The sequence below is a fragment of the Mesomycoplasma ovipneumoniae genome (assembly GCF_035918255.1).
GTDB lineage: Bacteria > Bacillota_I > Bacilli_A > Mycoplasmatales > Metamycoplasmataceae > Mesomycoplasma > Mesomycoplasma ovipneumoniae_A.
Genome location: NZ_CP142136.1, coordinates 672212 through 691755, shown reverse-complemented (window position 1 = coordinate 691755; position 19544 = coordinate 672212). Strand labels below are relative to the sequence as shown.

Sequence of the window (19544 nt, the reverse complement as noted above, 5' to 3'; positions counted from 1 at the left end):
AATTTTTACAAATTTGAAGTTTTTTATGAATATTTTTCAATTATTCATTTCATTCTTTGAGAATTTCAAGATTTTTCTTGTAATTTTCTTCATATTGTTCAGAAATTAAATTAGCAACACTAAAAAAAATAACATCAGAAATAAATTGTTGGTTTATTTTCGATGAGATCGAAATAAAACGGTTTTTTTGCTCGAGTGTTTGGTAAAAAATTAAATTTTTATTGGGTATATTGATTTGTTTTTTTGCCGTTATTACAATAAAATTGTCGTTATTTTCAATAAACTTTTTAAGAACAAAATTAATTTCTTTTGTTTTACAAGATTTTGAAAACAAAATTTTTAAGGCTTGAGATTGAACACTAACTAATAAAAAATTATGAAAATCACGAAAACTAACTGAATTTAGCCCTAATTTTTGCAAATTAATCGCTAGTTCGCTCGCTCCGATTGAAGAAGAACCAGCCCCGTAGATAAAAATTTTTTTGCTTTGAATAATTTTACGGGCAAAATCTTGGATTTTTTCAAGATCAACAAGCTCTAATGTTTGAACTAAAGAATTATGATAATATTTATAAAGTTGTTCGATAATTAGCTTGTTTTTATCGGTTTTTTGCTGGTTTTTTACTTTATTTGAAATTTGTGCTGAATTAAGGAATAAATAATAAACATGAAACTGCATTTCTTTAAAGCTAGAAAAACTTAATTTTTTTGCTAAATTTGAAATGAGCGTTATTGAAGATTGGGTTTTATTTGCTAATGATTTTAGATTGGATTGATAAAAAAATTGGGGATTATCCTGTGCCAATTTAACAATAATTTTTTCAGTTTTAGTTAGTGATTCAACAATTTTTTCGTCAAAAAATACACTTTTCATAAAAATTAATCTACTTTACTTATAAAATAAAAAACGAACAAGTCCTGCTTTTTTTGATTTAAAAAACAGGACTTGTTAAGTGTGAAAATTAAAAAAATACTATAAATTCTTATGCTTTTTCCTGAATTGGGCCTAGACCGATTAGATCGCCTTTTTCAATAAAACTAATTGAAGCACCACCACCAGTTGAAACATGACTAAAAGCATCACCTAATTTTTCAGCTTCAATTGCGGCAACTGAATCACCACCACCAATTACGCTATAGCAATTTTCAAGTTTTGAAATTACTTTTGCAATTTCACGAGTTCCGGTGGCAAAATTAGAAAACTCAGCAACACCAAGAGTTCCATTTCACAAAATAGTTTTTGCATCTTTTAAATGTGATTCAAATAATTTTATAGTCATTGGGCCAATATCTAAACCTTCAAGGTCATCTGGAATTTCAAGTGGATTTTTTTCGTTATAAATTGGGGTTACATCTTCAAATTTATCAGACAAAGCAGCATCAAGCGGTAAAATTAATTTATCAGAGTATTTATTAATTAAACTTAGAGCTAAATCAATTTTGTCTTCTTCAACAATTGACTTTCCAATTTTGAGTCCAAGAGCTTTTTTGAATGTATAACCCATTCCTCCACCAATTAAAACTTTGTCAGCTTTTTCAAGTAGAGTTGAAATTATCCCGATTTTGTCAGAAATTTTTGCCCCGCCAATAATTGCATAAAAAGGTTTTTGCGGTTCAAAAATAATTTTTGACAACGCATCAAGCTCTTCTTTTACAAGATAACCGATTGCTGATTCTTTGATGTAAGTTGCAATTCCAACATTAGATGCATGAGCGCGGTGGAGTGTTCCAAAGGCGTCATTTATAAAAACATCACCTAATGAAGCTCAGTATTTTCCAAGTTCTGGATCATTTTTTGATTCAGCTTTGTTTTCAAGATCTTGAAATCTTGTATTTTCAAGCACTAAAATTTGTCCGTTTTCAAGTTGATCAATTGCTTCTTCAACTTCTTTGCCACGGTTTTGAGGAACAAATTTGACTTCTTTTTGTGAAATTTTAGCTAATTCCTCGGCGACAATTCGTAGTGATTTCTTTTTCAAATCTTCGGGCGTTTTAACCCTACCAAGGTGTGATAAAATTATAAGTTTACCACCTTCAGTAACAATTTTCTCAATGGTTTTTAAACTCGCGGTAATTCTTTTGGTTGAAGTAATTTTCCCTTCAAGAATAGGAACATTAAAATCAACACGTAAAAGAACTTTTTTATTAAAAAATTTAATTTCATCAATAAATTTTTTAGTTTTATAGGTTGGTATCATTCTTTATTATTTTCCTTTAAAAAAAATTAATGTTACGCTTAGAATTATAAACTAATAAATTAATATATCTAAAAAAACTGAAAATAAATTTTGTCTTATGAATTTATAGCTTCTTTTGTCTCATAACGGTTTTATTTAATTTTCCCGCAAAAAAAAAAAAAAAAAATGCTTGGTCTAGGAAAAAATTAAGGTATAATTAATCTCACTTAAGAATGAATTAATAAATTTTGATATGAATTAAGGGGGAATTAGTTATGTTTTTTGTCTAAAAAATTCAGACAGCGCGAATTTTCCATTATATTTTTAAATATGATGGAATGCCTTAAATTTACCCGTTTAGAAATCTACAAATTTAAGGCTTTTAATTATTGTTCTTTCAAAACTTCACATATTTTTTTAGGCTCGATGTAAATAAAAACGAGTTTTCTATTTACATTGAGCTTAAATAGTAGTTGTATTTTTTATGGTTTTGCTTTTTAAGTTAAAATTTTAGCTTTTTTAGTTTGCCTTATTTTATTAATAAGTAGATTTTGCATTCATGAGTGTTGGATTTAAAATTTAGTGTTTTTTCCTTGATAGTTATTTTTCCTGAGTTTGACAGTTTGATGGCGTTGCTAGTGATCCAAATATTTGAAATAGGTATGATTTTTACTTTGATATCTTAATAAATCAGTAAAAAAATGGTAATTAACTTTTTCCAAAAAAGTTAAAAAAGCTCCAAAACCGGATAATTTTTTAAGATTTTCTCATCAAACTGGGAAACTCGAGATAAACTAATAAATTAATATATCTAAAAAAACTAAAAATAAATTTTGTGCTATGAATTTATAGCTTTTTTTGTCTTATAAGCCCTTTAATTTTTATTTTTGCAATTTTTTTTGTTAAATGAAAAAAAATGCAAAAAATAATATGTAAAAAATTAAAATATGCTTTAAAATTATAGTATAATTTTCAAAAAGGCAAAAAATCAAAACTAAAATGTAAAAACAGAAAAATTTGTGAAAAATAACATTAAAATTTATTCGTTTTATGTTAAAATTGAAATAGATTTTGCGTTTGTTCAAAAGCAAAATTTATTTTTTATTAGTATAACTACAAATTTTACTCTATAATTTACATTACTTTAAATATAAAGATCAAAAAGAAGTCGCTAGAAAAATGAACAAAACCAAAACTTTAAGATTTTATCTCACAGAGATTTGTGATGAGTTTCACAATGAAAAAGACTGTTATTATAGGCTAAAATTCGCAAAGGAAACCGTCGGTCTTTTTAACTCTCTAGTTGATGTTTTTCTAAAAATTGAAAGTCTTAAAACACCAGTTCGACTTTGAGTTTTACGTAATAAGAAATTTGGATCTGTAATTTCCTTTCCTTTAGCGATTAATTTTAGGTCACTTAGTCAAGAAAAAAAAGAACAATTTATAGCTAAAATTTTGGCTGATGACCCAAATTTCAACCTAAATGAATCAACTCAGCCAAATCAAAAAACTAGCCAACCTAAAAATTTAACTTCGGACCAATCAAAACATTTTGATTTACAAAGTTTAAAATCTAAAACAAACAAAGAAAAACAAAAAACCGAAATTTTAATTACTGAAAACGAGAAAACTATTGAAGAAATTCTCTATGCATTAAAACAAAATGATACTGATCACCCAATTGAGTGTCCAGTTTGTGACGATCAAAATCATCTCGAAGAAATTAATAGTGAATGTCCTTGTCATTTAGTTGAACTTGAAATTGTTGAATCAGCAGATGACTTAGACCAAAAAGATGGCACAAATTCTTCTTTAGATTTAGAAAACTCAGAAATTTCATCACAAAAGAGTGATAAATCTAATTTAGATTCTTCAGAAGATTTTGAAACTTTAGAAGAATTTGACCAAGACCATGACGAAAAAGATGACTTGAATTCATCAGTAGAAAATGAGGAAAATTTACCTAAAACTTCGCCAAATTTAGTTTTTAATAAAGATATTTCTGATGAATTTGACAATAAATTGCTTGAAAAAGTTGACTCAGTAAGTCAAGCATTAGTTGAAAAAGTCAGTGGTCATGAATTTGAAGATGATCTGCCTCAAAAAGATAATCATTCTGATCATCATCAGTCCGAAGATCAAATTTATTCGTCTAGAAATACAGACAATAATTTTGATCTAGAAGAAAATTACCAAATTCATTCAGAATATTGCGACTTTTCTCCTGAAAATTCAGACTCGACTCGTTCTTGTCAGTCCTGCGGGCATAATAAAAATTGCTCTTGATGCCAAAGATATCGCACTTATTTAATTGAAGCTCAAAATTGTCCAGCTTGTCTTGATTTGTTTAAGAAAAAAAATTTTAACTATCTTGAAAAACTCGCCCAATTAAGACTCCCTGTCCAAACAGGTCTTAGTTTTTCAAAAAAAGAGCCAAAAATTTGCAAAACTTGTGTTCATAATGCCCTTTGTTCTTGGTGTCAAAGATATCGCACTTATTTAAATGAGGCTCAAAATTGTCCTAGATGTAAGGCGATTTTTGAAGCTAAAAATATTAATATTAGCCAAAAAATTCGTGAACTTGCGCATCCTAGCTATCCCTCTTATTTATTAAAAAACCCTTATTTTAGTAATTGTGTTGCTTGCAACCACAATGCAACTTGTCCTTGATGCCAAAGATATCGCACCTATTTACTTGAGGCCAAAAATTGTCCAGCTTGCCTTGCTAAATTTAAACAACAAAATTTTGACATTGATGCTAAACTAAATTTACTTCGTGATAATTCATATTTTAGTCATTTAGCTTCATTAAAATCAACTATAAATTGCAAAGCCTGCAACCATAATGCAACTTGTCCTTGATGTCAAAAATATCGTACCTATTTACTTGAGGCCAAAAATTGTCCAGCCTGCCTTGCTAAATTTAAGGAACAAAATTTTGACCTTGATGCTAAAATAAATTTACTCCGAAGTAATTCATATTATAATAATTTAGCAAATAACATTAAATGTAAAGCTTGCTTTCATAATGCATCTTGTCAGTGATGCCAAAGATATGCAACTTATTTACTTGAGGCCAAAAATTGTCCAGCTTGCCTTGCTAAATTTAAAGCGTCAAATTTTGACCTTGAGAAAAAATTAAATGAACTTAGAACAAATGATCTCCAAAATTTAACCTCACTAATTTGACAGCAAACTTATAATTCACCTTGTCTAGCTTGCAATCATAATTTCTTCTGCCCTAAGTGCCGCAAACTCGCTGCTTTTTATCGTGAAGCCCGAAAATGTCAAGCATGTCAGGTAATTCTTAAAAGCAAAAATATCGATATTGAGAAAAAAATTGCTGAACTTTCATTTTATCCTTATTATGAATCACGAGCACTTTTAAGATACAATTTGACCCTTTCAGACTCACTTTTTAATCAAAATTGTGCCTCTTGTTTACATGTTTATTCTTGCCGTTTTTGTCAAAAGTATCGCGCTTTTTTACTTGAGGCCAAAAATTGTCCAGCATGTAAATACCTTTTTGCCAAAAAAGGAATTTCAATTGACTATTTATTAAAAGTAATTAATTTCTGAAACCACCCTGATAGTTTCAATCACCCTGATCCACTTCCAGTTTTAAGGCATGGTCGTCCAATTGTTCATGAAAAAATTGTTGAAATAGTTGATATTCCTAAAATTGAAATAGTTGAACCCCCACAGGTTGAAATAGTTGAAATTCCGCAAATAGTCGAGATCCCGCAAATAGTTGAGCCAGTTCTTGATTATTCTTGAGTCAAAATTCACCCTTATTATCCACAAATTGGGACTTTTGAACTAAATAAATTTCCAACAATTATCCCATTATTCCGCGGAATTGTTTATCAAGCCTTTCTAGATCTCAACCGTAATGAACATAATTCAATCGTTGATGATGAATTATTTAACACAAAACGTGGCTTTGGTGGTTATAATGTTCAATCTGGCGGAGTTTCTGTTGGTCTAGGTGATTTAAGTGTTGACGAGGCTACCCGTGTAATTGCCGCTTCATCTTCAAGCGTGGATGAGGATGAAGAAATAATTATCGTTGCAACCGAGAAATCAACAATTTGAGGTCTTCCTTCTTATGTTTTATGATTTATCGTTTTTGCCTTGATTGCTGTAATTCTTGTTGTTGTAATTATGTTTATTTTATACGGCGCTGGTATTATTTAAAATTTTTATTTTGTTTGACCTTTTATATAAACTCCTTTTTTCTTAAAAAATTTTTAGGAAAAAGGAGTTTATATTTTTTTAAAAGGTAAAAATCAGTTAAAAAATAATTAAAAATAATTAAAAATAATTGTTTGTCAAAAATAAAAAATTAATATATAATATTTAAGTTAAATAAAGTAAAAAGGTGATGTCATGAACTTAGATATTGTAGTTTTGATAATTTCAGCATTAACCCTAGTTTTAGGTCTTTTTTTTGCAGTTTTTTTTATTTACAATCATATAAAAACATTGCACAAAAACAAGGTTAACCGGAGTTTTGTTGATTTAGGTATATCTACACAAAGAAAAATAGTTTATGAACTTTATTTTGCAGTTAAATATTTGTCAAAAAATAAAGTCGGGGCAATTATCACTTTGCAACGTAATATTCTTCTTGATAGTCTCCGCACTGACGGGGTAAAAATTGATTCTTTAATCAATTCCTCGCTTTTAATTGCTATTTTTCAAAAAAGTTCACCATTGCATGATGGGGCAGTTATTATTGTTGATGACCGAATTTTGTATGCCTCGACATATTTTTCGGTTTCTGAATCAACACTTGAAGACCGATATGGCGCCCGACACCGGGCTGCTTTAGGTATTTCTGAGGTTTCTGATTCAATAACGGTTGTTGTTTCAGAACAAAGTGGTGAGGTTGTGATTGTTCGTGATGCAAATTTTTTTAAGGTTACAAATCTTGAAACTTTTACTGAAGTTTTAACAAAAGAACTAAATTCAAGTCAAACAAATACTGCTAAAAAATAGTATTTAATGCAAAATTTTGAGACAAAAAGTTCTTTGTTAATTGATTTAGTAAACAATAAAAAAATTAATCAAGTCCGTGAATACACAAACCAAAAACCACTTTCAGAAGTAGCAGAAGAAGTATCTAAATTTAGTCAATTTCAGCGTCTTTTATTTTTTAGAATGTTAGACACTGCCACAGCCGGAGAAATTTTTACCTTTTTTTCGCCCGAAATTCAATCAGAATTAGTTATAAGTTTGCCAAACGAGATGATGAATCAACTTCTTGATGAACTTTATGCTGATGAAATTGTCGAGCTTTTAGATGAAGTTCCTGATAATGTTGCCAAACGAATTTTGCGCAATATTGATCCAGATACAAGAAAAAGAGTTAACCAACTTTTACAATATAATTCAAATCAAATTGGCTCTTTTATGTCGGTTGATATTGTTTATCTTTCAAATGAATTAACTTGTGCCCAAGCGCTTGAAAAAATCCGTAAATATAAAGATATTTCTGAACTTGTGCATTATTACTATGTTGTTGATTCGCAAAAAAAAATTATCGGTGCGACCACACTTGAGGATATAGTTTTTTCTGATCCTAATTTAAATATTGAAAAAATAGTGTTTCAAGTTCCTTTTTTAGTAACAACTGACAAAAAAGAAGATGCCGCTGAAGTTTTTGCTAAAAATGATTTTTCGGTTTTACCGGTTGTAAATACTGCCCAAAGATTAATTGGGATGGTTACAAGTGATGATATTATTGACATTGTTAAAGAAGAAGCAACAAGTGATATTTATAAATTAGCCGGAATTTTACCACAAGAAGTTGAGGATTCTTATCTTAAAACCACAATAATTCAAATTGTTAAATCCCGTGTTTTTTGACTAATAATTTTAATGTTTGGCTCAACTTTGTCCCAATTTATTATTCAAAAATTCACTGATGCAATTACCGAAAATGATGCAATTAAATCAATCGGGCTTTCATCTTTTATTACTACAATTGTCTCAATGATCCCGGTCATTTCTGGATCAGCCGGAAATGCTGGCTCCCAATCAGCAACAACAATTGTCCGCTCAATTTCACTAAAAGAAATTAATCGTTCTAACTTTTTTTCCAAAGTTCTTTTAAAAGAAATTGGCGTTGGAGCTGTTGTTGGCACAGTTTTGATGATTCTGAATTTTTTGCGGTTAGTAATTTATTTTACTCTTTCAGGCGAGATCAAAAACTCGCAAATTCCCGAAAATTCAATCTCAAATCTAACAATCCGCGATTATGTTTTAATTATTTCTTTTGCCTCATCATTTTCACTTTTAACAGTAATTATTTTCTCAAAAATTCTTGGCTCAATAATTCCGATGATTGCAAAAGCAACAAAAAGAGATCCTGCCGTTATGTCAGCGCCAATTTTAGCGACAGTAACAGATTCCATTTCTACTTTAATATTTTTTGGTGTAACAATTATTATTTTTTTATTATTGTAGTATAATATATTTTTTTTAAGCGGGAAATATGTCTTATATAACAATAATTGGTTGAATTGCGGCTTTTTTAACTTCGATAATCGGTTTACCTTTAGTAATAAATACTTTTTTAGCAAAAAAACCACCAAAAGTTTCACTACTAAGTTGATGAATTTACTATTTGGGAATTTTTGGATTTGCAATTTTAGGCTTTGCAATCCGTGATTTGCAACTTTTTATTCCCCAAGTATTTAGTGGACTTTCAACTTTCATCTTTTTAGCTCAAGTTTATATTTTTAAAGCAAAAACAACAAGAAGACAAATAATAAATTTCACTTTTTTGTCTTTGGGATTAACAGTTTTTCTACTGATTTTACTACTTGGAATTTTCTTTTGGGCCAAAATTTCTTTAGGTAATCTTGCTTCTTATGCTAATTATCTCGGAATTTTTGCCGGATTGTTCGTAAATATTGCATTTTTACCACAAACTTTGTTAGGCATTAAAAACAAAACAATTAAATTTATTCCACTTACTTTTTTGCTAAATTTATTTCTCTTAAACTTTGCTTGATTAATCTACTTTTTCTTGCAATTTGTTATTGAAAAAAATGGCGCTTATCTTTCGTCATTCATTTTTCAAATTATTGGGTTTTTGATTTCAATAATCCAACTTGTTGTTTATTTTTATCAAATCAAACAACAGAAAAAACCATTTAAAATTAATTGAATTTAAACTTTTTTAATTACAAAAAAATTGACAAAAATTTGACTAAAAGATTTTTTTAGTCAAATTTTGTCCGATATAAAAAGTCTTTAATTGCATAAACTAGCCCTTGTTGATCGCAAGCGCTTGTATGAAGTTTTGCTGTTTTTTTAACAATTTCATAGCCATTTGCCATTGCATAAGAAAAATTAGTTTTTTCAAGCATTGAAATATCATTAGGACTATCGCCAATTGTCATTGTTTTTTGGACATCAATTCCAAAAGTTTTTGCTACAAATTCAACAGCATTTCCTTTATTTGTTCCTTTTTTACTAATTTCAATGCTTATATTATTAATTAAAACTGCTTCAAGATCACCATCTTCTTGTAATAATTTATAAGCCTTTTCTAAATTTTGGCTTGGGCCAATTAGTTCTAATTTTATTACATCTTTTTGTGGGCCATCAACAAAAATTACCTCATTTTCAGGATCCAAAAGTGGGTAGTTAAAATAGGAATAATTTTGCTCTTTAAAATTAAAGCTAAAATATTTTTGGCTTGTTCAAAAATTTAGTTGCATATCTAAATCTTTGGCAATTTTAAAAACAAAATCTTGTGATTTTTGCGAAATTGGTCCATTAATTAAAGTATGTCTGTCCTCTTTTAAATCACTAAATAAAGAGCCATTAGATGTTAAAAGGTAACGAATTTCCAAGAGTTTTGCTATTTGCAAAATTCTTGAACCCAAAGGATTGCCTGTATTTAAAATTAAGGTAAAGTTATCTTTATTATTTTTTAGAAAATCAATTGTTTCCTTATCAACGGAAAAATCACCGCAATAAAGAGTTCCGTCAATATCACTAAATATTAATTTTTTAATCATTTCTAAAATTATAAGGTAAAACGCCAAAAACAATAAATTATTTTAAATTAGATATTTTTTAACTAATTTTTTTTGCATTTTTGTCATAAAAAAAAAAAAAAAAGGTTATAATGTTAGCATTTCAAAACTAAAAAAGGAGGTAAAAATGAATGCGGTTAGTCCTGAAGCTTATAGGTTAAATGCAAAACCAGCTAAAAAAGACAAGAAGAATTTAGCGAGTATTTTTCTTCGCGTATTATTTATTCTGCTTTTACTTGGTTTAAGCGCGGCAATTTTCTTTGATGCCCGTCGGTCATTCCTGAACATAGTAAATATTGACCAAAATGCGCCAATTTCAAGGATTTCAAGTATTTCGCTAATTTTTAATCCTATTGATGATGAAATTCGCGAATTTATTGCTCCAAGAGTTGCAAGATCAATTTTCCTGTTATTTTTTAGTATTATCTTTTTATTTAAAGGTTTAAAATTTTTACACCTGAAAAATAAAACGCATAAATACATAATTTTATCAGTATATTTTTTCCTTTCGTTAGTCAATCTAGTTGTTTATTTTGCTTGACTAACGATAGAATGGAGCCATATTCTTGGCATTTCTGCCCAAATTTTTATTTATATTTTACTTGATTATTCCCTTTGACTTTGACTAGGGCGAACAGATGACAAAATCAACTATGATTATAAGAAGCTTTTCATTTTTAAGCATATAAGTTTAGCTTCTGCTATTGTTACATCAGGTACTTTATTTGGAATTTTTGCTTCAATGGTGTTTTCTACCCCTGAAAAATCATCAATTCCGAGCGTAACTTATGACAATCCAATTGCAGATTGAATTTATACTTTTATTACTGAAGTAGCAAAAATAACTAATTCGTTAATTTTAATTGCACTTTTAATGGGAGCTTTAGTATTAGTTTTATTATATTATAGTCCTCAAATTTATTTTTACCGTCAAAGTCTTATTCGGCTTAAAAAATATACTCCAGCGCTTTCGGCCTTAATTTTTATTGCTATTGGAATTTTTGCATATAGTGTTTATATAACTATTTATTCCATAACTAATTTTGTTCAGTTTCTTCCTTTTGGAAACAATATTGAACCAAATTATTTGCCAACAATAATTGGTATTTCGGTTCATGTTGTTTTACTAATTCTTTATTTTGTTTTAAATCTTACACGGTTAAAAAATAAAATTAAAGATTATCAATTAAATACGCTTCCATTCATTTTTATTCTTCTATCTTTTATTGCAAGCTTTGTTGTCTCATATTTAAGTTATTCAGTTCATGAAACAATTTGGATAAACTCAACTCAGCTAGTATTTTTCCTTACCATTTATTTTGCTCTAGTCAGAATTAAGCCCGAATTTCCGCTTTGGATGAAATTAATGGTAAGTTTTTTTATTGTCTTATATACAATTTTTAATTTCATTTATTTATTGAATATTGATATTTATACATCTACTGTTTCCCAAGTTAAGCCAGAAGACTACCAAAGAGATTTAGTATCAGTTTTTTATATTGACTATAGTTTCTATTTTCTTGGGATTTTAACTGTTTTACTAGCAATTTTTGTTTTGGCAAATTTATTTGTTGCAATTGGTAAAAATACTTTAATTCTAACAACAAAAAACAAACCATCTCAAGATCAAAAAGAAAACGTTGAAAATGAAAAAATAGGTTCGTCTTAGATCTAAAAACTTCCAAATCTAAAAGTTAAAAAATAAGGAACAAATCATGAAAATTTTAGGAAAGAAAAAGCAAGCAAATCCAAACCAACTTGATACAAAAACAGAGTTTCGCGACTATTATGATTTAATTAATCATCCCAATTTTATTAGTTTTGATGCACTAATGAATTTAACTCTACTTGTATCCTCGCAAAAAGCAAAATCCTCGATGAAAGAAAAATACCAAAAAAAAGTTATTGACTCTTATAAGTCAACCACAGAATTAGTATTTAAAAATTTCGTAATTTCTTGACAACGCTCAAGTCGTTTTGGCTCAAAAGGGCTTGTTCCTATAATTGCTCAAGTTGAATCTTCAAATGTTAGAGCAAGTAATTTTTACTCAGATAGTTCTGATTCAAGATTTTCAGCACTACTTTCCAATTTAAACACGCTTGCTTGAGATTTTATTGCCAACAAAAGCCGTTTTGTTGAAGTTGTCGAAGGATGCATTGTTTTTCTAGATCCGCAAACAAAAACACTTAAAGTTATTTTCAGCGAAGTTTCTTTAGCATCAAGTTTAGAAGATCAAAAGGATCCAAATAAAAAAGCATAAATACTTTAATTCTGAGAGTTTTAGATTATGAACATAAATGAAAAAAAGGAAAAAAGAGACAATTTTATCAAAATTTATGATTTAGTTTCGTTAAATCGAAATATTTCTCTAATCCAAATTAACCTTCTTTTAAGAACAATAAGAAATGTTTATGAATTTTTCTTAATTGGACAGTTTTTACTTGCTCAATTTAGTCCAAAAAGACCATTTAGCACAAAATTATCACTACTGACAAAAAAAGCTTTTGCCCGTCAAAATATTAATCTTTGAATTTATCCTTCATCAAATGAAAAATATACCCAAAACTTTTTTGATCAAATTGAAACTAAAATTTTAGAAAATTATACCGAAAAAGATTTTATTGTTCCTCTTGGTGTTCGGGCAATTAATTTTGCAAAGAAAAACAATATGAAAATCATAACTAGTTTTGAAAATTTAGACAATTCCTTTGAAAATTCAGTAAAAATTGGTCAAGTTATTGAATATGGACTTAAAACTCGTCAGTTTTCATCAGTAAAAATGGCCGTTTATTCAAATAAAATCCCAAATTTTATTGCAACAATTTTCCCATTAAACCAATTTGAATTTAAAATGGAAACAAGTCAAGAAACAATTGATAAATTCAAAGCTAGCCTTGATAAAGTCCGTTTTTTCCCTAATTTTGAAGAATTTTACCAAACTCAAATTCAAACATATTTTGCTACATCCGTGCAGGTTTTACTACTTGAGTCGCAATTTATCGTCTATAAAAATAAACTTATTCACGAAAATACACTTTTAAAGGAAATTGAGGAAAAAATTTTACGTCTTAAAACAACAATTTTAAAAATTGAACGTGAGCTAGAAATTGAGGAACTAAACTTGATTAAGAGCAAACCGAAAGGAATTTTTTAAATGGAATCACAACTTTGAAATTTCCGAATTTTGACCCCTGAAAATAAAACTATAAATTTTAAAGATTGCAAAATATATATTAACATTGAACAGGAAAAATATTTTGCACCACTTGAACCATTTATTGTCTCAAATCTTGATTTTTCGCTCATAAAAATCGAAATTTCTTCAGGGGTTTTTTATTTTTTTGCCCACAAATCATTACTTTTTTCTTTAGAAAACAGCGCTTCTATTCGGCTTCATGATGATTTGATTTTTTACAAAACTGATAAAAAAGAATATTATATTCAGAAAAAATCAAATCAAAAAAGCAAAAAAACACTTTTACACAAGTTGCAAATGCAAGCAAATTTAGAGCTAAGTTCAAATTTAGAATTGTATAATAATTATATGCTTGCCAAACAAGAAAATGAACAAAACCGTTTGATGCAACTGTTTTTTTTAGTTCAAACCGAGGTGAATTATGTCTAAAAAATTAAAAAATAAACTAGTTTTTGCGCCTATTTTATCAGTCTTTTCAATTTCATCTTTATTTTTTCTTTCATCAGCTTCAACTTTTAGTCCTCCTGCTGTTGAATTTCAACAAACTGCCCCAGCTCCTTCAAGCCCAAGCCAGCCCCCTACAATTCAACCAGCAAATCCTGGGCAAAATCCTGGCCAAAATCCTGGCGGACAAGCTCAACCAAGCACAAGTGAAAAAAAGGCTGAGCCAATTACTGAAGAAGATCTAAGGCAAAATAAAGCATACTGAGAAGCCCAAAAAGAATCATTAATTGACCAATTTATTGATAAAGTTGATGAAGATATTAAAATTAAACTTGCTGATATTGCTTCAAAAACTCGTGATAATCTTGAAGAAAAACTACAGCAAAGTTTTTTCTGAATACAACTTCGTGATTACTTTAAGCGAAACCGTGAAGGTCTAAAAAAGAATCCAAGTCAATTTGGCCTTAATATTATTAGCCCTTTTGCTTTTGCCAATAATCTAAAACTAAAACGTGGTGATGTTAGTTTTGACAAAGAAAACTACCAAGGTCTTGAATGAGGAACTAACAATGATGATAATTATGAAAAAATAAATAATGTTAAAACCTCAAAAGTAACAGAAGTCCCAAACACACTCAAAGGCAAAGAATTTGAAAATCGAATTAAGACTTATTTCCAAGGACTTACATCCCAATATAAACAATATCTTTTTAAAGAAGAAGAATTTCCTGTTTATAAAAAGAATTTTAACCTTGACAAATTCGCAGACAAATCTGATACTGAAGAAAACCTTTTATTAGCAAGTAAGCCAATTGGCAAAGAAGGAATAACTTCTTGAAATGACTGAATTAAAAACTATTTTGAAAAACAGTCACTTTTACTTGATTTTACTTTAAATCAATTGCCAAATCCAAGTTCATCTCAATCAGCCCAAGAACAAATTAATTTTGCAATTAAAAAAATTACTAACCAAAATCCGCCTGATGTGGCCGAAAAACCTGAATTTGAAGTGCGAATTGCTCCTGATTTGCCGCCAATTATTGCTCCTCAGTATGCAGCTATGACACCTCAACAAGTAGTTAACCTCTATAATTCAGCATCACAGGAAGAAAAAAATAACATTTTTTTCTTCTTAAACCCCTTAAATTCACGTTTTAAATATTTTATTGAATCAGTTTCATTTGATGCGGCTGGAAATAAAATTAATGCAAAAGTAAAAATTGTTGACTTTGTTAATCAAGTTCGTGATCCTGCGGATAAGTCAAAAGCCGAAAAAGTCTATGATACTCCCCATTATACTGATTTTCCTGAAGGCGCAACTCCAGCTCAAAAACAAGCAATAACAACAAATTTATACCATTCAAATCTAGGTGTAACTGCTGTAATTGACCAGTTTTTTTCAACATTGAATATTCAAGACCAATTTAGTTTTGACCAAATTCGTTATTATTCTCCTGGTTCACAAACAACAATTTATAATTTCTTTTATTTATTAACAAAAGTTTTTTATAACCAAGATTTTCTTGATGCTCAGAAAAAATTGGCCCAAGATTATATCAATTCTTCTCACGGAACAGTTTTTTCAGCTTCACAATTTCAGTTTTTATCTTATCTAAAAAAATCAGAAATTGACAATAATAAAGCTTGATCTCATTATTATTTAATTTATTTCTTAAATCTAATTGTTCTTCAAGATAAATTTTTCCAATATTTGGCAAAACCAAATGCAGTTGACAAAGAAGCAGCGGCTCAAAAAGAAAAACAATTTGACGAAAATCTCAAAAAATTGAATTTAACTCGCGAAGATATTAACCGTTATTTTGCCCAGGCACACGAAAAAGTTGCTCTTTTTCACAATGAGTCTTACAAATTAAGTTCTAATTTAGTTAATCAATTTTTGGCAATGACCCAACTTGGACGCCAAATCAATCTTTTAAACCAAATATTAGGACATGTTGCTTATTTTGATGAACCACAAACAAATCAAGGATCTTCTTCAATAAATAACAACCAACAAAACTCTGATCCAATTCAGAATTTTTCAGCACTTATTGAAAAATTCAATAACGAACAGCAAGGTCAATGGTTATCAAATAATCTTGCTTATATAATAGTCGGGACACTTTCGGTAATTTTAGTCTCAATTGCTGTAATTTCAAGATTGTTAGTTTATAAAAAAAATCAATTAAAAAAAGTTGAAAATAATTCTGAAAATCAACAACAAGGAGAAAAATAATGTCATTACGTGTCGCCTCAGTTTTAGACTATGTTATTTTAGTTAAAGGACAATACAACTGAAAAGAACAGCAATTTTTTCAAATCAAAAATAAACCCGAAATTAAAGCGGTAGTAATTCAAGCCTCTTATATGCAAGCTTATTTACTTTTTAACAACCAAAAAGGTAAAGTTGAAATTAATGACGAACTTGTTGAATTACCTGATTTTGATCGTGTGGCCACTTCGATGGAATTTTTTGGGAAAATTATCGATCTTTCTGGTAATATAATCGAACCAAAATCAGCAAGACCACAAACTTTTTTAACTTATCGCCATTCAGCTTTTGCAACTGCCGCAGGTGTTTTACAACGTCAATTGCTTGATCGCCAAGTTTATACCGGAATTTTGTCAATCGATCTTTTTAACCCAATTGGATTTGGTCAGCGTGAACTTATTGTCGGTGATCGTCAAACTGGAAAAACACATATTGGAATTAACACAATTATTAACCAAAAAAATTCGCCAACAACAAAATGTATTTATGTCTCAATTGGTCAAAAACGCCAAAATTTAGTCTCTTTATACCATGATCTATTAAAAAATGGGGCAATGAATAACACAATCGTTCTTCATGCAGCTTCAACAAGCCCATTTGATCAATATTTAGCCCCTTATTTTGCAATGGCACATGCTGAAAATCTTAGTTATAATTACGATGTTGTTATTGTTTTTGATGATCTGTCAAAACATGCTAGTGTTTGGCGTGAGGTTGCTCTTTTAACTAATCAGCCAATTGGAAAAGAAGCTTTTCCGGCTGATATTTTCTTTGCCCACTCAAAACTTTTAGAGCGTTCAGGTCGTTTTATTGGACGAAAATCAATTACAGCCTTGCCAATTCTTCAAACTGTTGATAATGATATTACCGCACTTGTTTCTTCGAATGTAATTTCAATTACTGACGGTCAAATTATTACTTCTTCAGCACTTTTTGCCGAAGGAAAAATTCCTGCGGTAAATATTGGACTTAGTGTTTCGCGGACAGGCTCATCAGTTCAAGCAAAGAATATTCGTGCAATTTCAAAAGAAATTTCATCATTATATTATAACTATCAAAAGCAAATTAAATTGGCAAAATTAGATTATGATCTTAATAAAGAAACTTCAGATTTACTTTTTAAAGGGTCACAAGTTGAGCAGTTTTTAGTTCAAAAAGGTTATTCTTATTATTCACCAACAAGTGTTTTAATGGGAATAAAAATAATTTCTTGAGGTCTTTTAAAAGATGTGGCTGACCCTACAAAAGTCGTGAATTTTGTTCAGGCCTTAATTGAAACTGATCCGTTTGCCAAACAAATTTTTGCCAAATACACAAATAATGAATTTATTGACGATCAGCTCGCTGGTTCATATTTTGCAACAGTAGTTAACCAATTTTTGGAAAAATCAACAAATACTCAACTCGAAGTTCCACTTGCATTCCCAAAAATGGATCAGTCATTACTTGATTCAATAACACAAAAAGCCCAAAATATCGGAGGTAGATAAAAATGATTGGTTTTGTTTCCCAAATTTGAACTAATGTTGCTGAAATCAAATTTCAGACTGATCTTGATAAAATTCAACTTGAACAAGCTCTAACAATGCACCAAAACACAACAGTTTTGGTTATTAAAAAAATTTTAGATGCAAATACAGTTCGTGCAATTGTGATTGCCAAATCTCAGCCAATTGCCGTTGGTCATCAAGTTGTTAATACACTCACTTTTTTACAAGTTCCTGTTGGTGCTAGTGCTAAAAATCAAGTTTTTAACATTTTGGCTCAATCGCAAAATAATGCCCAATACAAGCCAAAAACAATTCCGATTAATTCAACAGTTAATGTTACAAAAGAAAATTTTAATGTTCGTCATAAATTGCTTGAAACCGGAATTAAAGCGCTTGATTTTTTTGTACCTATTTTTGAAGGTTATAAAATTGGAATTTTTGGTGGTGCCGGAGTTGGTAAAACTGTTTTGATGAAAGAAATAATTTTTAACGTTTCCAAACAAAGACAAAAAGTTTCATCAATTTTTGTTGGTTCAGGTGAGCGTTCCCGTGAAGGTCTTGAGTTATTTTTAGAACTTCAAGAGTCAAATTTAATGTCTAAATCAACAATGTTTGTTGCCCAAATGAACGAAACTCCTGGCGCACGTTCAATGATTGTGCCAATGGGAGTTACAGCTGCTGAATATGCTCGTGACTACGAAAAACAAGATGTGCTTTTATTTATTGACAACATTTACCGTTTTATTCAAGCTACTAATGAAGTCTCAAGTGCGCTTGAAAAAAATGTTTCAATCGGTGGTTACCATGCGACAATGGACTCTGATGTTTCTTTTATTGAAGATCGTCTTTATAAAAATGAAAATGGTTCAATTACTTCATTCCAAACCGTTTTCTTGCCAATGGATGATCTTTCTGATCCAGCGGCTATTTCGCTCTTTACTCACCTTGATTCTTCATTTGTGCTCTCACGTGATAAAATGTCAAGAAATATTTTCCCAGCTTTTGATCCTTTAGTTTCAACCTCGAACTCAGTTTCGGTAAACGTTATTGGTGAAAGACATTTTAATGCAATTATCGCCGCTAAGTCAATTATGAAAAAATACAAAGACTTAGAAGATGTTATTTTGATTCTTGGATTTGATGAACTTGATGCTGAAAGTAAAATAATTGTCCGTAAAGCGCTTCAACTTGAAAACTTTTTCACCCAGAATTTCTTTATGGCCGCTGCCTTTACTAAAGAACCTGGAGTTTATGTTCCACTTGAAAAAACAATTGATTCAGTAATTCGAATTATTGATGGCGAATTTTTAGATATTTCCCCATCAGAATTTGCCTTTATCGGCTCAGTTGATGATCTTGCTAAAAAAGAAGCCTAAAAACTTGAAATAACAAAGTAAAATTTCACCTTAAATTTAGGTGAAATTTTTTATTTACTTATTAATCAAATAAAGCAAACTAAAAAAGCTAAAATCCCGAGTTTCCCAGTTTTAAGGCAAAAATTCACTTTTTAGTGAGTATAAAAATGAAAAAACACCCGTAAATCAATGTTTTTTGAACGTAAAACCTTAATTTATATTAATGCATTTAATTGCATTTTAAGTAATTTTATGGTATAATTATAAATTATGAAAAAACAAAATAAAGATGGTTTTATTGAAGTAAACAAATTGTTTGGCAAAAAACCTAAATATTTTAAGGAAATTTCAAACATGAAATTTTAAACAAGTTATTTGGAAACAATCAATACTTTGATATCTTAATAAATTACTAATAAAATTGTAATTAACTTTTACCAAAAAACTTAAAAAATTGCCTAAAAACGGATGCTTTTTTGAAATTACCTTATCAAACTGGGAAACTCAGGAATAAAGCAAACTAAAAAAGCTAAAATTTTACCCTAAAAAGCAAAA

14 protein-coding genes are annotated in these 19544 nt (G+C 29.3%); 11 read left to right on the top strand and 3 right to left on the bottom strand.

The annotated features are described in order from the left end of the window. Positions 1-40: 40 nt before the first annotated feature. Positions 41-874, bottom strand: a complete 834-nt coding sequence (locus U3G01_RS02415) for a MurR/RpiR family transcriptional regulator (protein ID WP_255031182.1) — start codon at positions 872-874, stop codon at positions 41-43. Between the two features lie 109 nt (positions 875-983). Beyond that, a complete protein-coding gene (locus U3G01_RS02410; protein ID WP_255031180.1) occupies positions 984-2198 on the bottom strand; it encodes a phosphoglycerate kinase in 1215 nt (404 codons plus the stop codon). Between the two features lie 1158 nt (positions 2199-3356). On the opposite strand from U3G01_RS02410, the gene U3G01_RS02405 reads away from it, so the two are divergent. The 4 genes from U3G01_RS02405 (at position 3357) to U3G01_RS02390 (ending at position 9360) form a co-directional block, all read left to right on the top strand. Beyond that, entirely contained in the window at positions 3357-6374 is a 3018-nt protein-coding gene (locus U3G01_RS02405; protein ID WP_255031178.1) for a hypothetical protein, read from the top strand. Between the two features lie 192 nt (positions 6375-6566). Beyond that, the gene (locus tag U3G01_RS02400; protein WP_069096803.1) at positions 6567-7178 is read left to right on the top strand and encodes a diadenylate cyclase; all 612 of its coding nucleotides are present in this window, start codon (positions 6567-6569) and stop codon (positions 7176-7178) included. A gap of 6 nt (positions 7179-7184) precedes the next feature. Next, the gene (mgtE, locus tag U3G01_RS02395) at positions 7185-8648 is read left to right on the top strand and encodes a magnesium transporter (protein ID WP_069097266.1); all 1464 of its coding nucleotides are present in this window, start codon (positions 7185-7187) and stop codon (positions 8646-8648) included. A gap of 28 nt (positions 8649-8676) precedes the next feature. After that, on the top strand, positions 8677-9360 hold the full coding sequence (locus U3G01_RS02390) for a hypothetical protein (RefSeq protein WP_255031177.1): 684 nt from the start codon (positions 8677-8679) through the stop codon (positions 9358-9360). 49 nt (positions 9361-9409) lie between these two features. Here U3G01_RS02390 and U3G01_RS02385 read toward each other — a convergent pair whose 3' ends face one another. Then, entirely contained in the window at positions 9410-10213 is an 804-nt protein-coding gene (locus U3G01_RS02385; protein WP_010320790.1) for a Cof-type HAD-IIB family hydrolase, read from the bottom strand. A 145-nt stretch (positions 10214-10358) separates the two neighbouring features. Between U3G01_RS02385 and U3G01_RS02380 the strand changes: the two genes are divergently transcribed. Genes U3G01_RS02380 through U3G01_RS02350 form a run of 7 tightly spaced genes read left to right on the top strand, consistent with a single transcriptional unit; the run spans position 10359 to position 19010 of the window. After that, on the top strand, positions 10359-11900 hold the full coding sequence (locus U3G01_RS02380; protein ID WP_255031176.1) for an MSC_0624 family F1-like ATPase-associated membrane protein: 1542 nt from the start codon (positions 10359-10361) through the stop codon (positions 11898-11900). A gap of 46 nt (positions 11901-11946) precedes the next feature. Continuing rightward, complete coding sequence (locus U3G01_RS02375) at positions 11947-12492, top strand: DUF2714 domain-containing protein (RefSeq protein WP_010320788.1); 546 nt, start codon at positions 11947-11949, stop codon at positions 12490-12492. A 27-nt stretch (positions 12493-12519) separates the two neighbouring features. Further along, positions 12520-13386 (top strand): MSC_0622 family F1-like ATPase gamma subunit, encoded by an 867-nt coding sequence (locus tag U3G01_RS02370; RefSeq protein ID WP_010320787.1) that lies wholly within the window; start codon positions 12520-12522, stop codon positions 13384-13386. Beyond that, entirely contained in the window at positions 13387-13857 is a 471-nt protein-coding gene (locus U3G01_RS02365; RefSeq protein WP_255031175.1) for an MSC_0621 family F1-like ATPase epsilon subunit, read from the top strand. It begins immediately after the preceding gene. Next, entirely contained in the window at positions 13850-16108 is a 2259-nt protein-coding gene (locus tag U3G01_RS02360; protein WP_255031174.1) for an MSC_0620 family F1-like ATPase-associated subunit, read from the top strand. Before U3G01_RS02365 ends, U3G01_RS02360 begins: the two co-directional genes overlap by 8 nt. Further along, on the top strand, positions 16108-17634 hold the full coding sequence (locus U3G01_RS02355) for an MSC_0619 family F1-like ATPase alpha subunit (RefSeq protein WP_069096811.1): 1527 nt from the start codon (positions 16108-16110) through the stop codon (positions 17632-17634). Before U3G01_RS02360 ends, U3G01_RS02355 begins: the two co-directional genes overlap by 1 nt. Positions 17635-17636: 2 nt before the next feature. Next, positions 17637-19010 (top strand): MSC_0618 family F1-like ATPase beta subunit, encoded by a 1374-nt coding sequence (locus tag U3G01_RS02350; RefSeq protein ID WP_326564824.1) that lies wholly within the window; start codon positions 17637-17639, stop codon positions 19008-19010. Positions 19011-19544: the final 534 nt, after the last annotated feature.